This window comes from Sutcliffiella sp. NC1, from assembly GCF_027594365.1.
GTDB classification, from domain to species: Bacteria; Bacillota; Bacilli; order Bacillales; family Bacillaceae_I; genus Sutcliffiella; species Sutcliffiella cohnii.
In genome coordinates this window covers 2,374,156-2,399,917 of sequence record NZ_CP115153.1, presented here as the reverse complement: position 1 = coordinate 2,399,917, position 25,762 = coordinate 2,374,156, and the positions used below count along the sequence as shown (strand labels likewise).

Here is a 25,762-nt window from a genome sequence, read left to right as displayed (position 1 = left end):
AAAGAACACAAACTTCATTTTACCAAAGATTCGATAAAAAGTGACAAAATTCAACAACTTTTTAAAACTAAGCGCAAAAATAGGCTAATTTAACCATAAAATTAACCAATATTAACCTATTTTCTTATACGTTTTTTTTATTTTAATAATTATACTTATATTTAATAAATAAGCCTACTGGAGCATTTGCTACAATAGGCTTCATTCTACTTATTTTAATAGTTCATAAACTTCACTATCAAGCTTTTTAGCTAATTCTTCATCATACGTTTTCACATATTCTGGTTCTTTCGTTAACTTCCCACCGTAAAACATTACATCTTCTACAGAATCAATTGCAACAGTAACGACACGATATTTCATTGATTTAGTAATAACATCAGAAACAGTTCCCTTACCGTTAATAGAATAACAAGAATCCGCTCCGTAAACGCCTAAAATTAGATTTGAATTCTCCATAATATTAAATGCACTCTCAGCATTATGACCTAGTGCAAATTTAATTGTTTTACCATCTTGATGTGCAACAAGCCATGAAACAATACTTAAGTTAGGTTTATTTGTATCTTTATCTGTCGTAATTAAAGATACAATTTTCTCCCCTTGAAGAGAATCGATAAGTTCTTGTTGTAGACGATCTAAAACTTTAGCCAATGTACTTCCTCCCTTTTTATCATGTACCAATATTATATACAAATAATAGTTATTACGCCAAATGTTTCAACTTATTCCTTGTTTTTCTTAATTTGTCTACTCGCATTATTTTAAACTTCTAAGTGAATAGTCCATTTTAGTTTTATTTCGTTTTTCTTTTAATCGAAAGTTAAGTAGCAAAAATGCTGCAAACAAACTCAATAAAACAATTGCAATCCACACTAACGAAAATGTTGGGTTACTTTCTGTTTGTTTACTATTCTCTTTTTCTTGAATTGGTGATATAGCACCTCTAGTAAGTTGTTCTGATGATTCTAGTTCAACACTATCTAAAATAATGTCTGATTCTTTTCCATTTGTAACGATAAATTGACCTTCATCATCTACCTTATAGGAGATCATCGTCTCTTCTTCAGTAGTAATCCAAATATCATTTATCACGTTATATTTCTCTCCATCTTCTGAAGTTAATACATCTCCAGCAGAGGCAATTTTCTCCGTTGAGAAGTTAAAAAATCCGTAATCTAGTAAGGCCATCGTGTCATAATATGCATTTTGTGCGGAAGGAGCGTTTAATGTAACAACAATTAATTCTTGTCCATCTCTTGTAGCTGACGTAACTAAAGTATGTCCCGACTGTTCGACCCAACCATTTTTAATCCCGGTTGTTCCTTCGTAATCCCAAAGGAGTCGATGGTGGTTATAAAGTGTTGTTTCCCATCCTTCACCAACCCAATCCATTTCTTTCGTACTTACTATTTCGCGGAATTGATCGTTTTTCATTGCATATTGAGCAATTTTAGCCATATCTTTAGCTGTCGTAACATGTTCTTCGTCGAATAACCCGTGTGGATTTTTAAATACTGTGTCGTGAACACCGATTTTTTCTTTCACGAATTTCGTCATTCTGTCTGCGAATGCTTTTTCGCTACCGTTAAAATATTCTGCTATTGCTGTACCTGCATCGTTACCGGAATTAATTAAAAGTCCTTGTATTAATTTTAAAAGTGGTACTTTTTCTCCCTCTAGTAAATATACTCTCGTACCGACTTGATTTCTTGCGTTTTCACTAATCGTTACTATATCATCTAAGTTTCCTTCTTCTATAGCTATAATGCCAGTTACTATTTTTGTAATACTTGCTGGATACATCATTTGTTCACTATTTTTTTCAAATAATACATTTCCAGATTTCGCATCTATTAAAATAACGGCTTCACTATATAAATCAAGGTCTGCTTTACTTTCTTTTGGAAAAATTGTAGCAAAAAAGAGTAACAAAACTGCTACCATTATAATTAATTTTCTCATCCTATCTACCTTTCACTTTTCTTGCACTTGTATTATTATGCAATTAAAAGTGTAACTGATTCATGCGCATTTTTCAGTAAGTTAAGATTATTTGTTACATAACTTTAATATAGGAAAATAATAGTAAACAATAAAAATATTTAAAAAACTAAAAAAAGGACTACTTTACATCGAGTAGTCCACAAAATATTTATACTTTTTTACTTTCTATTACACGCGCTTTCCCGACTATTTCTAAGCTTTCCGTATATTCCACTAATTCTATATCACAGCCATCATTTAGTGTAATACGATCACCTTTTACTAATTTTGCTTTCGTCGCTGCTAATTGTATGTCGTTTCCAATAATTTCATTTGCTTTTAGTGTTCCTCTATCATCTCCAAAAGAAAATAAACTTTTGAGTACTTTTAAAAATCCTTCCTCTCCTTTTAGTTTAACGGATACTTGCTCTCCTTTTATTACGTTTGCGGAGCATTTTCCACCATTTATCGTAACATCTATTATTTTTGAATCTAGTGTATCATTGATATCGAAAACACCTCTTGCAATAAAATTATCAGCCCGACAACTATCTCCCACTTTTAATCGGCCGTATGGTTTGATTACTTCTGCATTAATTGATTTTTCAACAGAACAAGAACCTTTTACGTTAAATAATGATGTATATAAATTTCCTTGTAATGTAGCATTTCCATATACACTAAAATCTCCGATGTAAAGATCTTCTTCTACATTAGTGTTTCCTCGAATGACTCCTGTTTCAGCCTTTAGCTTTCCATTAACATCACATGCTCCATTTATTTTAAATTCTTTACATTGAACATCTCCGTTAATTGTCCCTTTTCCATTAATGGAAACTTCGTTAAAGGAACCACCTGAGACTACCATACTCCCGTTAATCTTTAAGTCTTGTAATACTTTTTGCTCTTCCATAGAAACTTCCCCTTTTTAACGATTATTTGTTACTGTTATTATAACAATCTATTATTCGTTATTAATCAGTCTGCGGGTGGAAATGTGTTGAGACCTTTTGATAAAATCAGTCTCTATCAATGGAAATAAGCTTGTTATGAAAAGTGGCGTTTCATTTTTTAAGTAATCGACTTACAATCGCAAAAAAAAGAACTAGGATTCTAGTTCTTTTTTTGGTGAAATTCATCTTTAAGGATGGAAAAAACGTTAGTGTCGTGGGCAATTTTCCCTTGTTGGATATATCCACGCAGTCTACCTTCATGTGTAAAACCTAGTTTTTCTAAAACACGTTGGGAGCCTTTATTGTTGGGATAAACGTTTGCTCCGATGCGGTTCCATTGAAATTCTTCAAAGCCGTATTGAACTAAACGACTCACTGCTTCTGTCGCATACCCTTTTCCCCAAAATGGTTTCGCTATTTCGTATCCAATCTCTGCGCGTTTATGGTTTTCAGAAATTGCATGAAAACCGCAAGTTCCTATAAGTTCGTAACTTCCTTTTTCCACAATTCCCCAACGATAAATTAATTTGTAATCATCTAAGAAATCTTTTACAAACTTTTCTGCCTCTATAATATTCGCAAAAGGTTCCATTCCATAATAACGTAACATTTCTTCCTCAGAAAAATAGAGATAAATCGACTCCGCATCACTAACTTTTAATGTTCTTAATAATAATCGTTCTGTTTCTAATGTTGGTGTTTTTTTCATATGATACCTAACCTTCCGTCATTTCTGCTACAACAAAATAGTCTGTCCACTTCCATATGTTCACGACTAATGTTCTATCATTATTAGTAAACATAAATGCAGAGCCGAAATGGTCTTCCATCATCCAACCATCATTTTCTAACTCTTCTAATAATGTTTGTATACCTTCTCCCTCATCCCAATGAGCCATCACCTTTTTGCTACTAGATGACTCTTGAACCTCAACAAATGGATCTTCTGCAACGACTAATTTTACTGCACCTCTTATATGAGGATTTAGCATTAATAGTAAAGCTCCTACGATAATTAGAACACCTAATCCACTCATAAAAAACCTTTTGAACTTCATGCCTTCCTCCTAAATTCCTTTCTATCAATCTATGCAGTAACCCTTTTTTCTAGTATATTATTTTCTATCATAATTTTGTTAATTTTTTTTACAATTAATTGTTACAAAAAAACTACACTATTCATTAATAGTGTAGTTTCTGATTTTTTATCCTTCATTATGGTTGGTTTCTTCTTCCGTTTCATGAGAATCATCATTGTGGTGATTACTATGATCATCCTTTTTCATTTCGTACTCATGTAGTAATGCTTCCACTTCTTCCTCTGTAAAATCTCCAACAACGAAATGCTTCATAGGCATTACATGCAAATTTCTTGCTGTAACATGCACTTGCACGAAATATACGTTCTCGTTAGTTAAAGTATGCTCTATTTCATATAATCCATTCCCACTATGGAGCGCTTCAATCATCTCGCTTTTCTCTCTACCATCTTGTACATTCCATATTTCATAAACAACTTCATCTGCATCATCAACATTTTCATTGCCCTGTGTTACGAAAGTTTTAAACTGTATTGGTTCATTAGGAGTCACTCTATCATCTACTTGTAAATCTACTTCTACCATTTTCGGGATTTCGTTATTATTGTCACCAGTTGCTCCATCCCCACCTCCACAAGCAACTAACACGATTAGTAATGTAAAACTAGTTAATAAAAATTTTAATATTCTCATTGTCCTTCTCCTTTCGTTCATTCTAATTCAAAAATAGGTAACGATATTGTTACAGTAGTACCTTCATTAATTTTTGAATGGATGTTAATTGATCCTTGATGTTTCTTTATTATTTGTTCAGCTATAGCCAACCCTAAACCTGTACCACCATCAGCCCTAGTTCTAGCTTTATTGACGCGATAAAATCGTTCCATTATATGAGGTAGATCCTTTTCAGGTATACCGATACCTTCATCACGTATAATTATGTTAGCCTTTCCATTGTTGGTAGTTAACTCGATGAATATACTTGAAAATTGTTTTGAATAAGTGATAGCATTCTGAACGATATTCGTTAACACTTGGTCCAATCTATCTCGATCTGCAAAAACAATTATTTCTTCATTTAATGTATGTTCAAAACTAACATTTTTCTCATTGGCTACCCATTCTAATCGGGAAACAACATCAACAATGAGTTCAGATAAAACGAGTGGATGAAATTCTATCGGATAGGAATCACCTTCAAGCTGAGCTAAATCAAGTAAATTATGAACAAGTCTTTCCATTCTATCCACTTCTTTTTGTACCGTAAGTATATACTTCTCTCTATCGACTAAACCTTCCTCAAATCCTTCTGTATAGCCTTTCATATAACTTAACGGTGTTCTTAACTCATGGGACACATTTGCTAAAAATCCCCTTCTTTCTTCTTCTACTTTTTCTAACGTGTATGATAGCTTATTTATAGAGAGCGCTAGGTGAGAGAGTTCATTTTCTCTTTTTACTTTAATGCGACTAGAATAATCACCTTTCGCCATCTTTTCGGTCACATTTTTTATATCCAAAATAGGCTTCGTTACATAATTTGATATTGTAAAACCTGCTAGTAAAACAATGATAATTGCTATTGGTATACCAACATATAAAACTAGACGTATAGGTTGAAACACATTAGAAATAGCTTCTAACGGTAAATATAAGAAAATAGCTCCTACAAGTTGATCTTGAGATAAGAGGGGAACAACTACTGCAAGTATTTCTTGATTTAATCGTTCATGCAGCCGTACTATTTGCACCGTTTCTCCTTCAAGTAATTGCTGCCTTTCTTGAAAAGAAATTAAATTTTGTCCTTCAAACATATGAACTGGAGATCCACTTCCTAATAACATAGGGTCGTCTGTATAAATAATCGATGACTCAAGACTCTCATCTAACACCTTTAGTTGCTGACTAAAGGTTTCAAGACTCGTCTCATAATACATATCCTTCAATTGCACACCTTGAAGTTGTAATGCTTCCACTTGTTTTTCTATGTATAGCTTTTCATACATATAATACGTGAATGAAATAAACAAAAGACTAGTAAAAGTTGTTACTATTAAGATGGATAGCCATATTTGTTTTTTTATTGAACTATTCATAAATTTGTATGATATTTTCATTCAAATTTGTACCCTACTCCCCAAACTGTTTTAATTTGAGAGCCTGCAGATTTTAGTTTGTAGCGTAACGTTTTTATATGCGTGTCTACTGTACGTAATGTACCTATATCATTTTCATTTCCCCATACTGTATCGTATAGTTGATTTCTTGAAAAAACTTGACCTTTATGCTCAAGTAAAAATAATAGAAGATCATATTCTCGTCTCGCTAGTGAGAGTTCGTCATCATATAAAAACATTTGTCTTGCATTTTTTTTTACTTTAATTGGTCCTACTTGGAAAGTATCAGACTGAACGATTGCTGTTCTCCTTAACAAGGCTTCAACCCTTGCAACTAACTCTTTTGGGCTAAAAGGTTTTAACACATAGTCATCAGCTCCAATTTTCAAGCCCATTACTTTGTCATGTTCATCACTTCTTGCAGTTAACATAATAATCGGAGTAGTTGAGAATTCCCGAATACGTTGGCAAACTGTAAAACCATCAACCCCAGGCATCATAACGTCTAGTATTATTATGTCATAATTTTTTTCCTTTGCTAAAGTTACTGCTTCCTCCCCATTAAAAATGGTGTCCACATAATGACCTTCTTTTTCTAAATAGGCACGAACTAAATCACACATTTCTTTTTCATCATCTACTACTAATATTTTTGTTGAAAGTGTCATAATTCTCCTCCTGGTATTACAACAAATGGACCGTTATCAATTGTAAATGTATCTATTACACGGAAGGTAGATAGGTTAATAATCGTTAGTTCATTTCCATCTAAGCTTGTAACGTATAAATAATTTTCATCACTATTAATAAAATTGGGATTACTCGCAACCGTTAACTTATCCTTTACGATTAAATCTTGACTGTCTATTTTTATAACTTCATTCGACCCATGGCAAACGACATAAATATATTCCGTATTGTTGTCAAAAGAGAAATCGATCGGCATTAACCCCACCTCTTTTGATCCCATCATTTCTCCCGTTGTCGCGCTATATATATAAATTTGGTTGTTAAGCACACCACTTTTCCCATGTCCACCGATATATAAAACGTCATTCACTAGTAACATTCCAGAAGGTCTTTCTAGTACTGGAAAATCGAACAGTACTTCTTCCTTTTTTAAATCAATTACGGAAACAGAGTGACTTTCACTGTTTAACACGTAGCCCATTTCCCCACTCACAATCATATCTATCGGGTATTGCCCAACTTCTATCTTTGTTAAAGTCTGTCCGTTTTCTACATCGACAAGTTCTACACTATTTTCAAGAGCATTCACAATAAAAAGAACTCCAGTACTTTCCTCGTAATACAACTTTGATATCCCTTCGCTTTTAGAAGTGAGAGAATCAATCTTATTCTCTTCAAAATCGAGTTTATATAAGACCCCATCATTTTTACTTCCTATTACTACAAAATTGGTTGTTTCGACTATATCTGTAATGGTAAAAGAGAGCGGTATAGTGGAGATTTTTCCGTTAGATATAAAACTAATATCGGATGATTTTAAATGACTAACGATAATAGGTTTCTCCTCAAACTCTGGAATAGATATTTGCTGATTTGAACACCCAATTAAAGTTAAAAAGCATAATAGAAAAAATATAGTACGTATCATTACATAAGCTCCCTAGGTAGTTTAACTAGAAAATAGTTTATTGATTACATTTTTGACGTTGTACTTCGCTACGGACATGTGCTTCCCACTAATATTCTTGCATGATATTCTATATTAAATATAATAGATAGTTGTGAAATTTGTGTGAGACCTTTTTGACAATTATACTATTGATTATAATTATTTTTAACTTACAAAGAAAGAAAAGACTAATCTTGGTGAATTAGTCTTTTCTTTCTATATGTTCTAATATTTTCGTGGCAATTTCTTGATAATAAGCTGGTACGTGAGGAACAATTTTATCGATTGAAACTTCCTCGTCAATATTTAATTTTTCACCGTTTTCTCCAATTTTAAAGCCTGTTACATTTATTGAGTGAATTCGATGAAAGGAATAGTCGTAAAATTGCTGAAAAGGGACTTTTACCAATCCCACTACTTCTTCTAATTGCAATGCAAAATCATCAAACGTATATTCCCCCACAACAAGAAAAACATTAGCAAATTCATTGTCAATTATATTACCTTTTTTTACACTATAAGGTATAACTCCTAATTTGGTTAAATTATTATAATTTAATTCTAGTCCAATTTCCTCTTTTACTTCTCTAATTCCGTCCTTCATATGTTCATTAGCTAGAATGTGGCCAGCAGCTGTTATATCTAAAAGATTTGGATACATATCTTTTAACGAACTTCTAAGCTGAAAATATATATAATATTCTTCCTTTTCCTTTCCAACAATCCAACAGTGAAAAGTTTCATGCCAATGTCCTACTGCATGTACATGTTGACGTGTCGCTACACCGATTTCTTTATATGTTTTGTCAAATATTTTTAGTAATTCATTTTTCATTATGTAACCCCAACTGTTCTCTTACTTTTTTATTATGTAGTAACGTAAAATCTTCAATAATCGCTTGATGGCTCCCAACCATTTCAGAAGGTAAATCATTTAAATGAAAGTATTCTATTTTCATTGATTCTTTCGCATCTACCTTTATTACACCTTTAACATTTGTAGTATAGTAAGCTACGGTCACAACATAAAACTCATCGCCGTTTTTCGCTTTAATAAAATGATTTTCTCCAGAGTAGACATTAATTAATTTTAAATCTTCTATTTGAAGTGCTGTTTCTTCAAAAACTTCTCGTTTTGCAACTTGTTCCGTCGATTCCCCTAATTCCATAAGACCACCGGGTAACCCCCAAACACCTTTTGGAAATTGCCGCTGTTGTAAAAGTATATGCCCTACATCATTAATAATAACCGTAACAGCACCTACAAAAATTAAAGGTCTATGGCCTACAATTTTTCTTAAATCTTCAACATATCCCATCATTTATCCCTACTTCATTTTTCTGTTTTCATAAATAGTGTATCATAATTTTTTCTCTACGATGTCAAATAGAATAATAATTACGCATTTGTAAAAAATATAAGGAAAGTTCTATTCAAAAAGAAGGAGAATTTATGAAAAGAAGATTTTCTAACAAAGTTCCTTTTATTTTGTTAACAATTATACATTTATGTATGTTTTTATATAATTTCAAAAAACATACAGCTACGACAATTTTCACATCATTATTTACTAATATTGGGATGGCATATATTTTTGAATATGTCGTTTTTACTTGGTTAAAAGCTTACCACTACTTTCCAATAATTTTTAAAAACAGGGATTTTGATAATGCTTTCGGCGCATTACTTTCTCAGGCTATTTTCGTCCCTATTACCGCTACATTTTTAACATTAAATAAAAAGAGCTGGTTTTGGAAAATGATCTTCACTCTTTATTTTTCTATTATCGAGCGAATGTTTTTACATTGGAAGTTGCATCAAAATAGATGGTGGAATACTACTCTAACAACATCCTTAATATTTTTATATTTTTTTATTAGTGATTTTTGGTTAAGGAACATTACAAAAAAAATTGTCCAAGTCATATCGTACGTACTAATTAGCCCATTATTTATTATGCACTATTTATATGCTCTCATCTTCTTTAAACGCATTACATTCGGATATAAAAAATATTCATGGGAAGAAGCATTTAAACTTGTCCCTCTTTATGGTTTAGTTCAAACATTATTTTATATGTTCATTTCTTATAAAAGGACACCTTTAGTTTTTCTAACTTCTATTTTTAGCATTTTTGTTATAGATTTTTGTCTAATAAAGTTGAAATTAATGAAAGTAAAACGATATTTATACTTATTAATACTTCATATGTATACTCTTGCTTTAAATTCATATTCATATTACGCCATCCAAAACACGAGAGAATGGAAAGAAGCCCCTAAAGAAGAAAATCTTTAGAGGCTTTCTTTATCCATTATTTCCAGTCACTCTCTACTATTCCGTATAAAATATGGTCTAAAAATCGATCATTTACCCACTCCGCTTGTTTTAATCTTCCTTCTTTTTGATAACCTAACTTCTCAGGAATAGCTCTACTTTTTTTATTTTGAACAGCTGCACGTATTTCTACTCTATTAAGTTTTAAATTTTTAAATGCATAGTCTGTTAACGTATACGCAACTAATGTAGTAATGCCTTTCCCTTGATATCGTTGATCAATCCAATAACCGATTGAAGTCGTCCTGTTCATCCAATCAATCATATTGTATCCTGCCATTCCAACTATTTTTTTGTTAAATAGAATTACCGTATTAATTATTCCGTTCGCTTCGTAACCGTAAAAACAATTTAAAATAAATAATTCCATATCATTTTTACTTTTAATCCGATCGATCCAAGGTAACCATTCTCTTAAATATGCTCTTGATTCATTTATTAGTTTATATAAAATAGGTGCATCCGAAAGTTCAACTAACTTTAACCCTACCTGTTTATTTATAGAAATATACATAACATCACCGCCGCTATACTTCTCTGATCAAAAACATAATTTGCAAAATAGGATAAACTAAAATAACAAATGTTAAATGTATGTGGAGAACCATTTCAATAGACATAATGTCCATCACAAGCATAATTACCGAAACGAGTGTTGCAGTAACGATAAATAAATAAGTGTAATGGCCACTTTTTTGATTTATTTCAACCTGTTGTTTTTTCGTTAATTGGTTTCGCTGACGTGTAATCGATCTGATTAGCTCTGCTACACCAAGCAAAATAAATATAACTGGTATAAACTGCATTTTCCCTTCCACTTCTGTGTTAACAATTAAAAAAATTCCGAGTGCCATAATAAATATTGGTACTCCGACAGCTATTAATGGTTTTTCCACATTACTCTGATTTTTCCCCATATTTAATAATCCCCCTTGTATGATTGTTACTTCAAATATATGAAAACGAATAGTTATTAAATTGCTATGTATTTTTATATACAATATAAGAGCGATAGAGTTAATTGATTCTGCTTAAATGGGAAAACTTTTCTTACTCTAAAAAACAATAATCGCTACATTATATGCAGCGATTAATAGAAATATTGATAGAATATTTTATTTTGCAGGAGTTTCTCTTACAATTGCTACTAAATAATGGTGTCTTCTTTCTTTTTCGAATACGAGCCTAATTGCTTGCCAATTGTCCTCATCGTTAGTGGATGGCGGACTATAATATTCAACAAATTGAGCGTCCGGATAAGCTTCCTCGATATTATTTTCATCTATATTATTAGGTACTTGTGATTGATCAAATGAAGATACTGTGTATTCCACCTGTACTCCCTCTTTTGATAGCAGTTCATTGTTTATAAAGTTGGCTGGAGTTGTTTCAATTTGTGGTGAAAAACTATATTCCTTTTCATCTTTGCCGAATAGCGCTACTTCTTCATTAGAAAATAAAACATCGTCAACCTCTATTTGTGCATTAGCAGAAAACAACAATCCCTTTTCAGGATGCACTAATTGTGCTAATTGATCCCAATCATTTGTTTGCAAATAGCCAATTGTGTCTATTGATTTATCTATAATATTATCTTCGTCCTCAATAGCAGCTCCGCAAGCTGATAATACGATTAATAAAAATATTAATAAATAGATTTGAATCCTTATTTTCATGTAAAATCCCCCTTTTCTTTCTACTAGAAATATTACATTACTTTTATATGAATTTCTAGAAAAAGTAGAAAAGTGGGAATATGTTCGCTTTAATTTACTATTATCTTTTCACTACTTCAAAATTTTCACCGATTAATAACCAGTTTTGTGGGAATGGTAAACCTAACTTCCAATAACTAATACCACGCAAGTTTAGCCTTTTTAAAAGGTCAAACTTCGCTTGTATACTTCGTGCATCTTCAAACCAAACTTTGTGCGCTCGCCCACTTTCATCCGTGTAGTCAAAATGCGGTGCTTGTGCCACAGTGTCGTATTGAATTTCAGCATTGTTTTCTTTTGCAATTTGTATTGCTTGTTGTGGACTAACGGCTCTCGCATAAGGACCACCTGGAACATACGGTAGCGTCCAATCGTAACCATATAAATTTTGTCCCATCATAATTTTAGATGCTGGCATTTCAGTTAACGCATATTGAAGTACCTCCTCAACAGGACCAATTGGTGATACAGCCATCGGTGGTCCGCCAGAATACCCCCATTCGTAAGTCATTAGCACGACAAAATCAACAATTTCACCATGAGCACGATAATCATGCGCTTCATACCACTGACCTGGCTGATCTCTTCTCGTTTTCGGTGCAAGAGCACTAGAAATTAATAGTCCTTCAGCTCGTAACCTCTCAGCAGCTCGTCGAAGAAAATTATTATACGCTTCTCGTTGATCACCAGGTAAAAATTCGAAATCAAAATGAACATCTGTATAGTTTCCAACTCTTCTCGTTTCAGCAATAATATTATCTAATAGTCGTTCTTGTACTGCTGTGCTTTGTAAAATATCCCTTCCTAATTCACCACTAAATTGACCTTCCTCTAAATTTGTGACAACCATCATTAAAGAAGCCCCTGTCTCCCGGGCTATTTCTGGGATTCCCTCTAAAGGCATCGGGTTTAACGTACCATCCCTCCGTGCTTCATAACTAAATGGAGCTAAGTACGTTAAATATGGTCCAGCACGTCTTGCGTCGCTTAATAGAGCCTCACTAACAGAAGTACCTCGCGGCTCAATATATGCGTTTGTTTCAATTCTACTTTTAGGTGTTGGTGGTATATATAACCTTAAGCCGATTGGTAATGGTTGGTTCACATCTAGTCTATTGACCTCGGCTAATGTTGTGTAGTTAACTTGAAATCGTTGTCCAATAGACCATAAACTATCCCCACTTCGTACCCAATAAAATCGCCCATATATAGGAATTACAAGTGCTTGACCGACAACTAGCTGATTCGGATCAGGAATTTCATTTGTAGTAACAATTTCTTGTACTGTAGTACCATACGCCTGTGAAATTCCCCAAAGCGATTCCCCTTGTCGAACGACATGAATTTGCAAGGGCATTCCCCTCCATGTTAGTTTTATACATTTCACTATATGAATGGATTGGCTGAAACATGTAGAATCGATAAAACTTATGTGAAAACATTTTTGCGTTTCTTTTCTCATAACAAATTAGCGAAATAATTTAAGTAAAGGAGTAGTTTGTTTGTATACTCCAGTATTGCTCTATTCTAGTTATCTATCTATAAGCCATGATTTTAAAACAGCAAAATACTCCCGAAACCAGAGCTTTACTTTTGCTACTTTTGGCGTTTCAGCCGAAAGTGTAGAAATATTGTTGAAACCTACTCTTTCTGCAATCATTTTTGCTCGAAACAAGTGAAAATCATTACTTACAATGACCACCGTTTTATTGTCATCTTCTATAAATGAATAGGAGTTCATCAAATTTTCATATGTGGTCGTTGATGTATCTTCTAGTATTATTCGTTCTTGTTCTATCCCGTGTTCTAACATAAAGCGTTTTATCGCTTCCGCTTCTGTTATGTCCTCACCGGGACCTTGACCACCTGAAGCAATGATAATTGTGTTTTGGTTTCCTTCAACATATTCTAAAGCCTCTAGAGCACGATAGTAAAGTGATAATGACATTCTTTCCCCATGAAGACGCGCTCCAAGTATTATGATGTAATCTGCATTTTCTTTCGGCCTTTCTGCAGCTGTGTTACTAATGAGTAGATGGACAATAATAAAATAAATGGCTAGTAAAATGGTGAATATCATAAAGATGCCCCTCAGTTTTATTAATATATGTTTGTTCATATCAAGTACCTCAATTTATGATTTATTGTGCTGGGTGATTATACATTTTGTTCAAGAAAAAAACGCACGATATATGCGCGTTTTTTAGTTCTATGTATTAATTGTTATTCCATCTTGCTACATTGTACTCTGTGAAATTAGTTGTTTTTACATCGATAATTTCCCATGTATTCCAACTTGCTTTTATTAGTTGAAACGAAATATTGCCTTGGAACTTTCGTTCTAATATAAATTGATCGTTCCGCATGAGTTCGTCTTTATTATACTCATCAAAAGAAAAGGTTACGGTCACATTAGCTTTATTTTCTTCCACATCTTTAATTGGATGGACATTAATAAATGTGTGTTGCACGATATGAGGATCGAGTTGATGTTCTAATACGGTATGCAATTCAATATTAGGAAGATTATATGCATTAGGTTCTACAAGTAAATCAAAGATTTTTGAGGCATCACGTTCCTTTAACCCATAAACTAAATTACCATTCTTCAATTCTACAAACGCTTTATCAATAATATCTTCTGGTGTCGTAAAAAACTGTTTAATGCCAATTACAAAAACTAAAACAAGGAAAATACATAGTAACGAAGGAATTAACTTATTTTTCAATAAAGATCCTCCTAATTATAATAATTTGTAAAAATTCAAAAAATTCACCTTACGCAATCCATCATACCACACAATAACCATTAAATGGTTAAACTTTTACAATTTTTTAGGATTTTTAACATAGGAAAAAATGTTCAGAATCCTATTCTCTCCCATTCAAATAAACTTCCAGGATCTGATTTTCGGACAGGAGCGTATTCATCGTGTCCTACTACGTTCTCTCTGTTTCTTAAAACTTTTGGGTAACGCTCATACAAGTCTTCTAACAGTTTAGCTAAAGAGTCATATTGCTCATCTGTGTACCCTATATGAGATGTTGGAATTAGTTCATATTGACCTTCTTTCAAATTTAAACTCATTTCTTCTTTTGTTCCAATTGCCATAAGTTCAATTCCAATTGAATATTCATTCATATTATTTCGGTATTCCAAAAAATTAAGATCCATTCCTTTCCCTGCATGAAACGCTACTCTATTTTCATCTACTAATTGAAAGATATTACCTTCCCGATTAATAATATAATGTGCAGACACACCATATTCTTCAAACAAAGAGTAAATGTTTTCTAACATATATGGATTCTGTGGATTTCTTGCTGCGTTACTTGTGTAATGAATCATTACATGTGTAACTTCTGCAGTTCTCCGTCGCGAATTTTCGTCAGGTAAATAGTATGGTGTTATATGTAAAGATTCACTCGGATTTGTATTTGGCTTTTTATAAGTTAGTTCATCTTCTTTTTTAACTAATGAAACTTCCTCATCTCTCTCAACATTTGTGGTTGCAACGTTTGAACAACCGTTGACAAACATAACGACACATAAGATAGTTGCTATTTTCTTCATACATAACTCCTTTTTTAAGTCCGCAAATACTGTTTTATACCTTTATTGTATTATACTTATTACCTTCATACATCAAAAAAAGAAAAGCTAAGTAAAATACCTAGCTTTTCTTAATCACAATTTATTTATATTAGTAGTATCCGTAACCGCCACGGCCTACCCAGCTAGCACCAATAATAACTAAAAGGATAAACAATACTACCATTAACGCAAATCCTCCACCATGTCCTGCAACTGCTCCACTCATTGAACACCGCTCCTTTTGTTTTAATTTCGTTTACGGTTACAGTGTATGATGAAAATCTATATTTGTTTGGGCGCATTCAATTTTTAGGCGTTTTTTTATTTGCCTAAACTTAATATATAAAAAAGGAGTTGGCCATGAAGCCAACTCTAATTGTATTAAAACGCCCAATTTCCTTTACGGAATACTGGCTCTTTTTTACCATCTAGTGTAATACCATCTATGTTCATTTCAGCTGAACCTATCATAAAATCAACATGTGTTAAACTATCGTTTAAACCATGTGCTACTACTTCTTCATCACTCATGTTTTTTCCGCCTTCCACACAGAATGGATAGGCTTTCCCTAAAGCAAAATGGTTAGAGGCATTCTCATCAAATAATGTATTAAAGAAAATTAAATCTGTTTCTGAAATTGGAGACTGGTGCGGAACTAGAGCAATTTCTCCAAGATATGCTGAGCCTTCATCTGTCTCAATAAGTTTCTTTAATGTTTCTTCACCTTTTTCTGCTTTAAAATCAACTACTTTACCTTCTTTAAAAGTTAATGTAAAGTTTTCAATCAAGTTACCCGCATAACTTAGTGGTTTTGTACTAGAAACAACTCCGTTCACACCAGTTTTTGCATTAGCAGTGAAAACTTCTTCAGTTGGCATGTTCGCAATAAATGTAACACCGTTTTCATTTACACTACCGGCACTAACCCAAATATGGTCTTTTGCTAACTCAACCGTTAAATCTGTGCCAGGGGCTGTATAATGTAGTGCGTGATATTTCTTTTGATTTAAATGGTTAGCTTTAGAATCAAGTGTATCAGTATGTTTTTTCCACTCTGCAACCGGATTTTCTTGATCTACTCTAGTCGCTTTAAAAATCGCATCCCACAATGCATCCATTCTTTTTGTTTCATCTAATTCTGGAAATACTTTATCTGCCCATGCTTGTGTCGGCATTGCGATTATCGACCAACTATTTTTATCACTCATCATACGACTACGATATGGTTTTAGAACTTGGGATGCAGCCTTAGTAGCCGCTTGTATACGGTTTTGGTCAATGCCTTTTAATAAATCAGGATTTTTAGAATCAATATGTAAAAACGCTGCTCCCTCTTCTGCTAATTCGTTTTTCCCCTTAGACATCCAATACGGGAACTCGGTAAACGAATCTTCGGGAGCCATTTCGAATCTCATTTTTGTAAGTTCATCATCTAACCAATCAACCGCAACATGTTTTGCACCTTTTTCATATGCCTTTTTCGCAATGAGACGAACTAACTCAGCTGAAGAGATTGGGGCTGTTACTACTAACGTTTGCCCACTCTGAATATTAACCCCTACTTCAACAGCAAGAGCTGCATATTTTTCTAAATTACGTTGAAATGTCGACATGTATATTCTCCTTTTATGTCAATGTAGTTTAATATTATTTTTTTGGATAGCACTATTCTATTTTACATAAAAAATCGTTCCATGTTAACCGAAGTGCAATAGAAAAAAGATTGAAACTTTCCGACATTTTATTCGTATATACTTTTGTACATATGCTAGAAAAGAAAATTTTACACGTAGGAAGGTGAATATAATGGAAAAAATATTAACAGTTAGTCAACTTGCCAAATCTTTTAAAGAGAAAACTGTTATAAGGGACATTAGTTTTACTGTACACAAAGGAGAAATAATGGCCATACTGGGTCCTAACGGGGCTGGTAAATCAACAACTATTCGAAACATTATGGGGATTATGTTACCCGACGAAGGCTCAATTCAATTCCATACCCACACAGGAAAAGAAATTCCCCGCCATAAAATCGGGTATTTACCAGAGGAACGGGGTCTTTATAAAAATGTAAAGGTATTGGATTTATTATTATACTTTGCAGAATTAAAGGACTATCCAAAACAAAAAGCGAAAGAACGAGCACTAGCATATTTAGAAAAGTTTGATTTAAAAGGGAAAGAAAAAAGTCCTATTGAAGAGCTATCTAAAGGGATGGGGCAAAAAGTTCAATTTATCGCCTCTATTATACACGAACCTGAACTTTTAATATTAGATGAACCTTTTTCTGGTCTCGACCCTGTTAGTCAAGATGTTTTTAAGCAAGAAATAAAAACATTAGCACAAAATGGAACTGCAATTCTACTATCCTCCCATCAAATGAATCTAGTGGAGGAGTTATGTGACCGTTTATTCATGATACATAAAGGTAGTAAAGTAATATATGGTTCAATTAGTGAAGTAAAAGAGCAATATGCCAATTTCAAATGTACAATAAAGGGACGGAATGAATTGAACGAACTTCAATCATTACCAAATGTTACTAGTGCAGAACAAAACGGTGATGTTTCCATTCTTTACTTAGAGAAAAATGTACACATACCAGCATGGTTAAAGTATATTCCCGAACATATCTCTATACAAGAATTATCTGTTGATAGAATCTCCCTTCATGAAATATTTATTGGTATTGCAACAAATAATTTAGGATATAAAGAAGGTGTTATTCATGAATAATAGTTTTAAAGTTGCAAAATGGGAAATTAAGAGAAATATGATGAATAAATCGTTTCTCATATCGTTAATAATGACACCTGCGCTTTTTCTTCTTTTCTTTACAATACCAATGTTGTTTTCTAACAATCAATCTGATCAAATATCTATTCTTGTATATGATGAATTAGGCATTTGGGACGAAGTGGCACCGCTTTTAGAAACAGATACAATCGACGCGGTTGTGGCTCCTCCTTTTGAAAATGAAGAAATAATGAAAGCTAATTTAGAAAATTCTAGTAGTACAGCTTACATTTATATTACGGAAGAAGCATTCCAAAATGGCGAAATACCTATTTATACGTCTGATGATGTTTCCAACATGTTTGTTTATGAGGTGCAACCATTAGCGACGTTACTACAACAGCTTAAACTGGAGTCTATTGGACTAACAGACAGTCAATTAGAAGCCGTTTCACGAGGCGTAACATTAAACGCAATATCAGTGGAAGATATGACGTCTGAAGCCGATAGTACAACAGAACTATCCGGAGGGAATGAAGAAGCTACAGATCCTTTTAAACGTCTCATTCCGGGAGCTTTTGCAGGATTAATTTTATTCTCGATTGTTATAACAGGTATGATGATTTTCCAAAGTGCTTCTCAAGAGAAAAAAGAGAAAGTCGCAGAAATGGTTCTATCATCTGTTACTCCAAACGAACTTATGCAAGGAAAAATATTAGGTTATTTCGTATTAGGGTTAGTTCAAGTAACGGTCTGGCTTGCAATTGCCCTACCTGTCGTTCAGTGGAGAACAGAGATACCAATTTTTGAGTACTTGTTCGTTCCAGAATTAATTATACTAGTGTTTATTGCGGTAGCTGGTTATCTATTGTTTGCTTCTATTTTCGTTAGCATGGGGGCAACAGTCGAAGATATGACGGCAACTAGTAACTTCCAAGGAATTGTGATGATGCTACCATTTATTCCTTTTATATTAATAGGACCAATCCTTTCGGACCCTTCTGGAATAGTTGCAAAAGTAGGATCGTATATCCCTTTCTCAGCTCCAGGCGTTCTACTAATTAGACTTTCGACAATGGAAGATTGGCCATGGATGGACATCATCATTTCATTAGCCATTTTATTAGTTAGCATCTGGCTATTTATGAAACTAGCAGGAAAAATCTTTAAAACTGGCATACTCATGTACGGCAAAAACGCCACCCCAAAAGAAATCTGGAAATGGATCCGTCAATAAGAAAAGCGGAGGCGGCTCGTTCTGGCCCGTACAAACTGGACCGTTCCGGTAGGAGATAAAGGAAACACAACGAGCCAGAGGGCGAGTTGATGTTGACTTATCGTACGGACGGAACGGGAAGTTTGATAGGGCCAAGCCGACGGAGCTGGACAAGGAAAAGCGGAAGGGGCTCGTTTAGCGGCGACAAGCACAAGGCAAGCCGGCTAGAAGGTCGCTTTTTGACCTTCTGGACGGATTGACTTGTGACCTCGAGCCGCTAGCCCCTGCAGCTGGACAAGAAAAGCGGAGGCGGCTCGTTCTGGCCCGTACAAACTGGACCGTTCCGGTAGGAGATAAAGGAAACACAACGAGCCAGAGGGCGAGTTGATGTTGACTTGTCGTACGGACGGAACGGGAAGTTTGATAGGGCCAAGCCGCCGGAGCTAGATAAAGAAAAGCGAGGGTAGTACTAAAAGTCAGTAGAAACTGACTTTTAGTACTATTTTGTTCGTTACCCCTATATAATTCTAAATATTTATTAGTTGTAAGTTCAAATTATTAATTATAAGGAGTTGCTATAGATTGAGATTAAAACCAATTAACAAAGGATGAACACACGTATATTGATTCTACCTCGAATGAAATCTATACAAACAAAGTGGTGGAGAAACGATAGAGTTTTCTATTGAGTCTTATTGGACAGCCCTCTCTTGACAAAATATTTATCTATATAGGTAACTTATCATCAATCATGCTCATATGTTTCGTCATAAATAGTTTCTTCTATCGAAGTGCCGTCTGCATAAATAACTTCTACGTTAATTTTTGAAACTCCTTTTTCTTCAAGACTGAAATACCATTCGGTAATACCATGTTGATTCATTTTTATTAATGGTACTTCTTTTATTTCTGAATTTTTATAATATACATGGGCCATTACTTTTTCATATTGTAAAAAGGAAAAAAGGGCTGGTTCTTCACTTAATGTCCATTCAAAAAATAAAGTGTCTGTACTCTTCGTGTAACCATAGCTAGAACCATATGAATAGAATGGGGAATGGCGATACAATTCTGAAGGAATGTAGCCAATTTCAGAACTCTTTATAATTGTTCCATCTTGTACTATTTTATACAAATACGTATCACTTGGAGTTAAATATATGATTGCTTCATATATTCCGTCCAGCTTCTTTTCACTTTCTGCTTCCTGCCAATGACGATTTTCTTCAGACTTATACAGAAGTTTAATATTTGCATAACTTTCCACTTCTTTCAAACTAAATGCAGCCGTAAAAATCATCTTGTTCGGTTCAGAATTTACTGTGTCTGCAATGAACTCAATATGTTGTATCCAGCGGTCTTGTTCACTCCATTCATAAATCCTGTTTTGAACATCGTATAAATTACTCTCTATCCCACTCGTTACCATTGATATATAACTTTCAAATTCCATCTTCATTTTACCCATTTGCTGAATAGTGTAAAAATGAAGGCAAACACTAACTAACAGTAAAACTAAAGTTATTTTTAACAATTTATCCACGTTTCTCCCACCACCCTTTGTACGGTATATTCCTATATATTTAATATAGCAAACGATTATAACAGTAAATAGATAATTATAATTAATACAGTATGAGTCGTTCCTCTCTTGTAAATAATGAGAGAAACATAGTTTGGAGGAAATATATGAAAAAGCAATTTAATGAAGAAGTTTCAAATGAAATTAGACCTGTCGGTGGCTACACTGAGATATACCGTACACTATTTGGAGATAGAAATAAAAAAGACAACGATATTAGAAAAGTGATGGAAAGAAAAAAATAAATAATACTTTCTACTGAAGATAAATATTATAACAAAAGTAAAGACCCCTTATCGTTTAGGGGTCTTAACTTAATTCACACCATTACTTTACATATATCGTTTGCAAAATCTACAGGATCTTCAACGGATAAGCCTTCAATAAGTAGTGCTTGGTTAAAGAGAATGTTTGTAAATAATGCAAGCTTTTCTCTATCTTCCTTATAAGAAGATTTTAGTGAGTTGAAAACATCATGTTTTGTATTAATTTCTAAAACTTTATTCGCTTTTACTCCTTGATTATCAGGCATTGCATTTAAGATTTTTTCCATTTCAATTGTTATTTCACCGTCAGCAGATAAGCAAACTGGGTGTGAGCGTAATCGTTTTGATACTCGTACGTCCGTTACTTTACCACCAAGTATTTCTTTCATTGCATCAAAAAGTTCTTTATACTCTTCTAGTTCACTTTCTGTTTTGGAATCTTCTTTTTCATTATCAATACCTAAATCACCACTAGACACTGAACGGAATTCTTTCTCTTTATAAGTCATTAACATCTTAATCGCAAATTCATCAATGTCTTCAGTAAAGTAGAGAATTTCATATCCTTTATCAGTTACAAGTTCGGTTTGTGGTAATTTATCTATCCGCTCAATAGAGTCACCGGTAGCGTAATAAATATACTTTTGATCCTCTGGCATATTTGTTACGTATTCTTCTAAGGAAACTAACTTTTTCTCTTTTGATGAGTAAAATAATAATAAATCTTGCAACGTTTCTTTATTAGCACCGAAGTCTGCATATACGCCATATTTTAATTGACGACCAAAGGCTTTAAAGAAAGTCTCATAATTTTCTCTTGCATCTTTTAACATACTTTGAAGTGCACTTTTGATCTTTTTCGCTAAATTCTTTGAGATGAATTTTAATTGTCGATCTTGTTGAAGCATTTCACGTGAAATGTTTAAAGATAAGTCTTCGGAATCTACTAATCCTTTCACAAAGCTAAAGTGATCCGGTAATAAGTCTCCACATTTATCCATTATTAAAACGCCACTTGAATATAACTCTAACCCTTTTTCATACTCCTTTGAGTAATAATCAAACGGAATGTTTTCTGGAATATAAAGAAGAGCATTGTATCGAACTGTACCATCGACACTAACGTGAATATGTTTAAGCGGCTTATCAAAACCGTAATGTTTTTCGTTGTAGAAGTTTTCATAGTCTTCTGCCTTTAGCTCGTTTTTATTTTTGCGCCAAATTGGAACCATACTATTAATAATTTGTTCTTCTAGAACTTCCACATTTTCATTTTCGTTTTCTTCTTTCGGTTTTGATGTAGTGACATCCATTTTAATAGGATAACGAATAAAGTCTGAGTATTTCTTTATAATAGCTTTAAGGCGATACTCTTCCAAAAATTCATCGTAGTTTTCATCCTCGCTATTTTCTTTTAGCTTTAAGATGATTTCGGTTCCGATTGTTTCTTTATCTGTTCCTTCGATAGAATACCCATCTGCACCTTCTGATTGCCATTTATAGGCTTGATTACTTCCAAGTGCTTTACTGTTAACAGTTACAACATCAGCAACCATAAAAGCAGCATAAAAACCTACACCAAATTGTCCAATAATATCATGACCGTCTTTTGTTTCATTTTCTTTTTTAAATGCTAATGAGCCACTTTTAGCAATTGTTCCTAGGTTTGTCTCTAATTCCTCCGCAGTCATTCCAATTCCAGTATCCATAATGGTTAACGTTCTTTCTTCTTTGTTAGGGATAATTTTTATGTAATAGCTCTCTTTATTAAATGTAAGGGTAGCATCTGTTAATGCCTTATAGTACAGTTTATCGATTGCATCACTTGCATTGGAGATTAACTCTCTTAAAAACACTTCACGTTGAGAATAAATAGAGTTAATCATCATTTCTAACAATCTTTTCGATTCGGCTTGGAATTGTTTCTTTTCCATGATTTAATCTCCTCTCTTTCTGTTAAGTAATTACTTTAGCACTCTAATCATAAGAGTGCTAACCCACTATTTTAATAACATATTTTATTGATTTTTGTCAATAGAAGGGGTGAACTAAAAGAAGGTTAGTTGGAGAAATACATATAGCAATCAGGTAAAAAACTTAAAGAAGAGGCTGAGACTAATAAAAATAGTATGTCCCAACCTCTTCTGAAGTACTATTCAAATAACAGAATTTATTTTTTACCGTGTCTGCAATACCGTTTGTAACTGTAACGAAATCTCCGTTCCAAACTTCTCAAATTCTACTAAAAATCCATCATGCCCAAAGTCTGTTTGTACATAAATATAGTTTGCTACTTTGCCAACTCTTTTAAGTAATAATACTGTTTCTTCTATTACTGTAGGTGGATATAATAGGTCATGCGAAAAAGCCACCATCGTTAACGAACTCTCGATATTTTTTAATGCTTTTTCTATCCCATGTCTCTTAAATCCAATATCAAAAGAATCCATCGCTTGCAACAAACACAAATAACTATTTGCATCAAAACGTTTTACAAATTTTTCTCCTTGATATTTCAAATAGGAATCTATTTGATATTGGGATGCGTTCTTTTTTTCACGTTGGAAACGGTTGTTAAATAAACGTTGCGAACGATACGTAACAAGCCCTACCATTCTTGCTACTTCTAAACCTTTTATCGATTGTTCCTCATAAAAACCGTTGTTCCAAGCTGGATCATTTTGAATAGCGTGTCTTCCAATCGTATTGAATGCAATACCATAATCGGATAAGGTAGGGGTAACTGCCATCGGTATTAAATGTTTTGCAAAATGGGGATAAAGTATCCCCCATTCTAAAACTTGCATGCCACCCAATGAACCACCAATAATTGATAGCACTTCTGTTACTCCTATTTTTTCTAACGCTCTTTTGTGACTATGAACGATATCTCGAATGGTTATAGTAGGAAAATCCCCCCTATATTTTTTTCCTGTTTCAGGATTTATAGAAGTAGGACCAGTTGAGCCCGAGCAGCCTCCGAGCACATTCATCGTAATAACATTATATTTGTTCGTATCGATATAACGTGAAGGTCCGATAAGATCTCTCCACCAGCCAGGGGACACCGATGTCCCGACTGTTAAGTGGTTTCCTGTTAAAGCATGACAAACTATTATACTATCGCCATAAAGGTTCCCTACTCTTTCATAAGCGACTTCCACATCTTTTAAATGGACACCACTCTCCAATTCAAAGTCACCAATACAAACCTTTCCGACTTCGTATAAATTATTTGTTTGAAGCATCTCCAGCAATTGCCCCTTTCACAGTAAATCCAGTAGCTGAATAAAAGGCTTGATCTAAATCATTTTTTAAATCTTCAACGGATTCTATGCCAACCGATAAACGTATTAAATCTTCTGTAACTCCTGTTTTCTGTAAATCTTCAGAAGATACTTGCTGATGTGTAGTTGAAGCTGGATGTATAATGAGCGATTTAGCATCCCCGACATTCGCTAGGTGAGACCATAATTTTACACTATCAATGACTTTTCTACCTGCTTCTCTTCCACCCTTAATTCCAAATACAATAATTGATCCGTACGTATTGTTTAAATATTTCTTTGCTAAATGGTTTGATGAATGGTTTTCTAAACCTGGGAAAGTGACCCAATCAACAGCAGGATGTTGTTGTAAAAATGCAACTATTTCTTTCGCATTTTCATTATGCCTTTCCATACGTAAATGTAATGTTTCTAACCCTTGTAATAGAAGGAAAGCACTTTGTGGGCTTAAACATGCACCGATATCCCTTAATAGTTGAACACGTAGCTTTACAGCATAAGCTAATGGACCGAACGTCTCGGCAAATCGAAGACCGTGATAACTTTCATCTTTTTCTATAAAACCAGGGTATTTCGGTTGATCCCAATTAAAAGTTCCACCATCTACAACGACCCCACCGATTGTTGTACCATGACCTCCTATCCATTTTGTTGCAGAATGTACAACGATATCAGCTCCCCATTTAAGCGGTTGACATACATACGGTGCAAACGTATTATCAACAATTAATGGAACATTGTTTTCATGCGCAACGTTTGCAATCTCTTCAATTTTCAACACGTTTAAACTTGGATTGCCGATTGTTTCTGCAAAAACAGCTTTTGTGTTAGGGGTAATTGCTTCTCTAACTTTTTCTGGGTTTGTTGTATCTACAAAATGTACCTTGATTCCATATTTCGGTAGTGTGTTTGCGAATAAATTATATGTTCCACCGTACAGGTTTTCAGCAGCAATTATTTCATCACCAGCTTGAGCTATGTTTAATATGGAAAAGGTAATAGCAGCCATCCCAGAGCTTAACGCAACTGCCGCAACCCCACCTTCTAATAGCGCTATTCTTTGTTCAAAAACATCAACTGTTGGATTCGTAATTCTACTATAAATGTTTCCGAACTCTTTAAGTCCGAATAAGTTTTGTGCTTGTTCTGTACTCTCAAATACATATGAAGTTGTTTGATAAATCGGAACTGCTCGTGAACCTGTTGTAGGATCTACTTGTTGACCACCGTGTAATAAAACTGTTTCTAACTTATACTCTTGATTATTTGACATGTTACATTCCTCCAAAAT

28 protein-coding genes are annotated in these 25,762 nt (G+C 33.8%); 4 read left to right on the top strand and 24 right to left on the bottom strand.

Annotated features, from left to right (window positions below):
• Positions 1-210: 210 nt before the first annotated feature.
• From O1A01_RS12500 to O1A01_RS12450, 11 genes are all read right to left on the bottom strand, one after another.
• Positions 211-654, bottom strand: a complete 444-nt coding sequence (locus O1A01_RS12500; protein WP_066413638.1) for a PNPOx family protein — start codon at positions 652-654, stop codon at positions 211-213.
• Positions 655-759: 105 nt separating this feature from the next.
• On the bottom strand, positions 760-1,965 hold the full coding sequence (locus O1A01_RS12495; RefSeq protein WP_066413636.1) for a D-alanyl-D-alanine carboxypeptidase family protein: 1,206 nt from the start codon (positions 1,963-1,965) through the stop codon (positions 760-762).
• 190 nt (positions 1,966-2,155) lie between these two features.
• Positions 2,156-2,899 (bottom strand): polymer-forming cytoskeletal protein, encoded by a 744-nt coding sequence (locus O1A01_RS12490; protein ID WP_066413634.1) that lies wholly within the window; start codon positions 2,897-2,899, stop codon positions 2,156-2,158.
• A 200-nt stretch (positions 2,900-3,099) separates the two neighbouring features.
• Positions 3,100-3,648, bottom strand: coding sequence for a GNAT family N-acetyltransferase (locus tag O1A01_RS12485; RefSeq protein WP_066413631.1), 549 nt, complete (start codon positions 3,646-3,648; stop codon positions 3,100-3,102).
• Positions 3,649-3,655: 7 nt separating this feature from the next.
• A complete protein-coding gene (locus tag O1A01_RS12480) occupies positions 3,656-3,997 on the bottom strand; it encodes a hypothetical protein (protein ID WP_066413628.1) in 342 nt (113 codons plus the stop codon).
• Between the two features lie 147 nt (positions 3,998-4,144).
• On the bottom strand, positions 4,145-4,672 hold the full coding sequence (locus O1A01_RS12475) for a FixH family protein (RefSeq protein WP_066413625.1): 528 nt from the start codon (positions 4,670-4,672) through the stop codon (positions 4,145-4,147).
• A gap of 17 nt (positions 4,673-4,689) precedes the next feature.
• Complete coding sequence (locus tag O1A01_RS12470; protein ID WP_066413623.1) at positions 4,690-6,096, bottom strand: sensor histidine kinase; 1,407 nt, start codon at positions 6,094-6,096, stop codon at positions 4,690-4,692.
• The gene (locus tag O1A01_RS12465; protein WP_066413615.1) at positions 6,093-6,764 is read right to left on the bottom strand and encodes a response regulator transcription factor; all 672 of its coding nucleotides are present in this window, start codon (positions 6,762-6,764) and stop codon (positions 6,093-6,095) included. Before O1A01_RS12465 ends, O1A01_RS12470 begins: the two co-directional genes overlap by 4 nt.
• Entirely contained in the window at positions 6,761-7,714 is a 954-nt protein-coding gene (locus tag O1A01_RS12460) for a YncE family protein (RefSeq protein WP_270066345.1), read from the bottom strand. The genes O1A01_RS12465 and O1A01_RS12460 overlap by 4 nt, the downstream gene beginning before the upstream one ends.
• A gap of 223 nt (positions 7,715-7,937) precedes the next feature.
• Positions 7,938-8,570, bottom strand: coding sequence for an NUDIX hydrolase (locus O1A01_RS12455; protein WP_270066344.1), 633 nt, complete (start codon positions 8,568-8,570; stop codon positions 7,938-7,940).
• Positions 8,560-9,054, bottom strand: a complete 495-nt coding sequence (locus tag O1A01_RS12450; RefSeq protein ID WP_066413611.1) for an NUDIX hydrolase — start codon at positions 9,052-9,054, stop codon at positions 8,560-8,562. Before O1A01_RS12450 ends, O1A01_RS12455 begins: the two co-directional genes overlap by 11 nt.
• 134 nt (positions 9,055-9,188) lie before the next feature.
• Between O1A01_RS12450 and O1A01_RS12445 the strand changes: the two genes are divergently transcribed.
• On the top strand, positions 9,189-10,034 hold the full coding sequence (locus tag O1A01_RS12445; RefSeq protein ID WP_270066343.1) for a hypothetical protein: 846 nt from the start codon (positions 9,189-9,191) through the stop codon (positions 10,032-10,034).
• Between the two features lie 16 nt (positions 10,035-10,050).
• On the opposite strand, the gene O1A01_RS12440 is transcribed toward O1A01_RS12445, so the two are convergent.
• The 9 genes from O1A01_RS12440 to O1A01_RS12400 all read right to left on the bottom strand — a co-directional run bounded on the left by O1A01_RS12440 (position 10,051) and on the right by O1A01_RS12400 (position 16,997).
• Positions 10,051-10,587 (bottom strand): GNAT family N-acetyltransferase, encoded by a 537-nt coding sequence (locus O1A01_RS12440; protein WP_270066342.1) that lies wholly within the window; start codon positions 10,585-10,587, stop codon positions 10,051-10,053.
• A 13-nt stretch (positions 10,588-10,600) separates the two neighbouring features.
• Positions 10,601-10,990, bottom strand: coding sequence for a hypothetical protein (locus O1A01_RS12435; protein WP_066413605.1), 390 nt, complete (start codon positions 10,988-10,990; stop codon positions 10,601-10,603).
• 198 nt (positions 10,991-11,188) lie between these two features.
• A complete protein-coding gene (locus tag O1A01_RS12430) occupies positions 11,189-11,749 on the bottom strand; it encodes a hypothetical protein (RefSeq protein WP_270066341.1) in 561 nt (186 codons plus the stop codon).
• 100 nt (positions 11,750-11,849) lie between these two features.
• Positions 11,850-13,139: a glycoside hydrolase family 18 protein gene (locus O1A01_RS12425; RefSeq protein ID WP_174522358.1), complete on the bottom strand. Its 1,290-nt coding sequence runs from the start codon at positions 13,137-13,139 to the stop codon at positions 11,850-11,852.
• A 180-nt stretch (positions 13,140-13,319) separates the two neighbouring features.
• Positions 13,320-13,868: a YdcF family protein gene (locus O1A01_RS12420; protein WP_157729280.1), complete on the bottom strand. Its 549-nt coding sequence runs from the start codon at positions 13,866-13,868 to the stop codon at positions 13,320-13,322.
• 136 nt (positions 13,869-14,004) lie between these two features.
• Entirely contained in the window at positions 14,005-14,517 is a 513-nt protein-coding gene (locus O1A01_RS12415) for a hypothetical protein (protein ID WP_066413596.1), read from the bottom strand.
• Between the two features lie 134 nt (positions 14,518-14,651).
• Positions 14,652-15,362, bottom strand: a complete 711-nt coding sequence (locus O1A01_RS12410; RefSeq protein ID WP_066413595.1) for an N-acetylmuramoyl-L-alanine amidase — start codon at positions 15,360-15,362, stop codon at positions 14,652-14,654.
• Between the two features lie 130 nt (positions 15,363-15,492).
• Positions 15,493-15,609, bottom strand: coding sequence for a YjcZ family sporulation protein (locus O1A01_RS12405; protein WP_084380270.1), 117 nt, complete (start codon positions 15,607-15,609; stop codon positions 15,493-15,495).
• Between the two features lie 155 nt (positions 15,610-15,764).
• A complete protein-coding gene (locus O1A01_RS12400) occupies positions 15,765-16,997 on the bottom strand; it encodes an aminopeptidase (RefSeq protein ID WP_270066340.1) in 1,233 nt (410 codons plus the stop codon).
• 193 nt (positions 16,998-17,190) lie between these two features.
• Here O1A01_RS12400 and O1A01_RS12395 point away from each other — a divergent pair, with 193 nt between their 5' ends.
• Both O1A01_RS12395 and O1A01_RS12390 read left to right on the top strand, forming a co-directional pair.
• A complete protein-coding gene (locus tag O1A01_RS12395; protein ID WP_066413589.1) occupies positions 17,191-18,120 on the top strand; it encodes an ABC transporter ATP-binding protein in 930 nt (309 codons plus the stop codon).
• A complete protein-coding gene (locus tag O1A01_RS12390) occupies positions 18,113-19,357 on the top strand; it encodes an ABC transporter permease (RefSeq protein ID WP_066413587.1) in 1,245 nt (414 codons plus the stop codon). Before O1A01_RS12395 ends, O1A01_RS12390 begins: the two co-directional genes overlap by 8 nt.
• A 724-nt stretch (positions 19,358-20,081) precedes the next feature.
• Here O1A01_RS12390 and O1A01_RS12385 read toward each other — a convergent pair.
• Positions 20,082-20,879, bottom strand: a complete 798-nt coding sequence (locus O1A01_RS12385; RefSeq protein WP_270066339.1) for a hypothetical protein — start codon at positions 20,877-20,879, stop codon at positions 20,082-20,084.
• A 146-nt stretch (positions 20,880-21,025) separates the two neighbouring features.
• Here O1A01_RS12385 and O1A01_RS12380 point away from each other — a divergent pair, with 146 nt between their 5' ends.
• Positions 21,026-21,163, top strand: a complete 138-nt coding sequence (locus O1A01_RS12380; RefSeq protein ID WP_157076644.1) for a hypothetical protein — start codon at positions 21,026-21,028, stop codon at positions 21,161-21,163.
• A 74-nt stretch (positions 21,164-21,237) separates the two neighbouring features.
• Here the strand turns inward: O1A01_RS12380 and htpG are convergent, their stop codons facing one another.
• From htpG to O1A01_RS12365, 3 genes are all read right to left on the bottom strand, one after another.
• Positions 21,238-23,118, bottom strand: coding sequence for a molecular chaperone HtpG (gene htpG / locus O1A01_RS12375; protein WP_066415764.1), 1,881 nt, complete (start codon positions 23,116-23,118; stop codon positions 21,238-21,240).
• 243 nt (positions 23,119-23,361) lie between these two features.
• Entirely contained in the window at positions 23,362-24,432 is a 1,071-nt protein-coding gene (gene metX, locus O1A01_RS12370) for a homoserine O-acetyltransferase MetX (RefSeq protein ID WP_066415766.1), read from the bottom strand.
• Complete coding sequence (locus O1A01_RS12365; protein WP_066415769.1) at positions 24,416-25,744, bottom strand: O-acetylhomoserine aminocarboxypropyltransferase/cysteine synthase family protein; 1,329 nt, start codon at positions 25,742-25,744, stop codon at positions 24,416-24,418. Before O1A01_RS12365 ends, metX begins: the two co-directional genes overlap by 17 nt.
• Positions 25,745-25,762 lie beyond the last annotated feature (18 nt).

Coding starts and splice junctions, on each gene's coding strand:
- O1A01_RS12495 (WP_066413636.1), bottom strand. CDS start 1,965: ATGAGAAAATTAATTATAATGGTAGCAGTTTTGTTACTCTTTTTTGCT.
- O1A01_RS12490 (WP_066413634.1), bottom strand. CDS start 2,899: ATGGAAGAGCAAAAAGTATTACAAGACTTAAAGATTAACGGGAGTATG.
- O1A01_RS12485 (WP_066413631.1), bottom strand. CDS start 3,648: ATGAAAAAAACACCAACATTAGAAACAGAACGATTATTATTAAGAACA.
- O1A01_RS12480 (WP_066413628.1), bottom strand. CDS start 3,997: ATGAAGTTCAAAAGGTTTTTTATGAGTGGATTAGGTGTTCTAATTATC.
- O1A01_RS12475 (WP_066413625.1), bottom strand. CDS start 4,672: ATGAGAATATTAAAATTTTTATTAACTAGTTTTACATTACTAATCGTG.
- O1A01_RS12470 (WP_066413623.1), bottom strand. CDS start 6,096: ATGAAAATATCATACAAATTTATGAATAGTTCAATAAAAAAACAAATA.
- O1A01_RS12465 (WP_066413615.1), bottom strand. CDS start 6,764: ATGACACTTTCAACAAAAATATTAGTAGTAGATGATGAAAAAGAAATG.
- O1A01_RS12460 (WP_270066345.1), bottom strand. CDS start 7,714: ATGATACGTACTATATTTTTTCTATTATGCTTTTTAACTTTAATTGGG.
- O1A01_RS12455 (WP_270066344.1), bottom strand. CDS start 8,570: ATGAAAAATGAATTACTAAAAATATTTGACAAAACATATAAAGAAATC.
- O1A01_RS12450 (WP_066413611.1), bottom strand. CDS start 9,054: ATGGGATATGTTGAAGATTTAAGAAAAATTGTAGGCCATAGACCTTTA.
- O1A01_RS12445 (WP_270066343.1), top strand. CDS start 9,189: ATGAAAAGAAGATTTTCTAACAAAGTTCCTTTTATTTTGTTAACAATT.
- O1A01_RS12440 (WP_270066342.1), bottom strand. CDS start 10,587: ATGTATATTTCTATAAATAAACAGGTAGGGTTAAAGTTAGTTGAACTT.
- O1A01_RS12435 (WP_066413605.1), bottom strand. CDS start 10,990: ATGGGGAAAAATCAGAGTAATGTGGAAAAACCATTAATAGCTGTCGGA.
- O1A01_RS12430 (WP_270066341.1), bottom strand. CDS start 11,749: ATGAAAATAAGGATTCAAATCTATTTATTAATATTTTTATTAATCGTA.
- O1A01_RS12420 (WP_157729280.1), bottom strand. CDS start 13,868: ATGATATTCACCATTTTACTAGCCATTTATTTTATTATTGTCCATCTA.
- O1A01_RS12410 (WP_066413595.1), bottom strand. CDS start 15,362: ATGAAGAAAATAGCAACTATCTTATGTGTCGTTATGTTTGTCAACGGT.
- O1A01_RS12405 (WP_084380270.1), bottom strand. CDS start 15,609: ATGAGTGGAGCAGTTGCAGGACATGGTGGAGGATTTGCGTTAATGGTA.
- O1A01_RS12400 (WP_270066340.1), bottom strand. CDS start 16,997: ATGTCGACATTTCAACGTAATTTAGAAAAATATGCAGCTCTTGCTGTT.
- O1A01_RS12395 (WP_066413589.1), top strand. CDS start 17,191: ATGGAAAAAATATTAACAGTTAGTCAACTTGCCAAATCTTTTAAAGAG.
- O1A01_RS12390 (WP_066413587.1), top strand. CDS start 18,113: ATGAATAATAGTTTTAAAGTTGCAAAATGGGAAATTAAGAGAAATATG.
- O1A01_RS12380 (WP_157076644.1), top strand. CDS start 21,026: ATGAAAAAGCAATTTAATGAAGAAGTTTCAAATGAAATTAGACCTGTC.
- htpG (WP_066415764.1), bottom strand. CDS start 23,118: ATGGAAAAGAAACAATTCCAAGCCGAATCGAAAAGATTGTTAGAAATG.
- metX (WP_066415766.1), bottom strand. CDS start 24,432: ATGCTTCAAACAAATAATTTATACGAAGTCGGAAAGGTTTGTATTGGT.
- O1A01_RS12365 (WP_066415769.1), bottom strand. CDS start 25,744: ATGTCAAATAATCAAGAGTATAAGTTAGAAACAGTTTTATTACACGGT.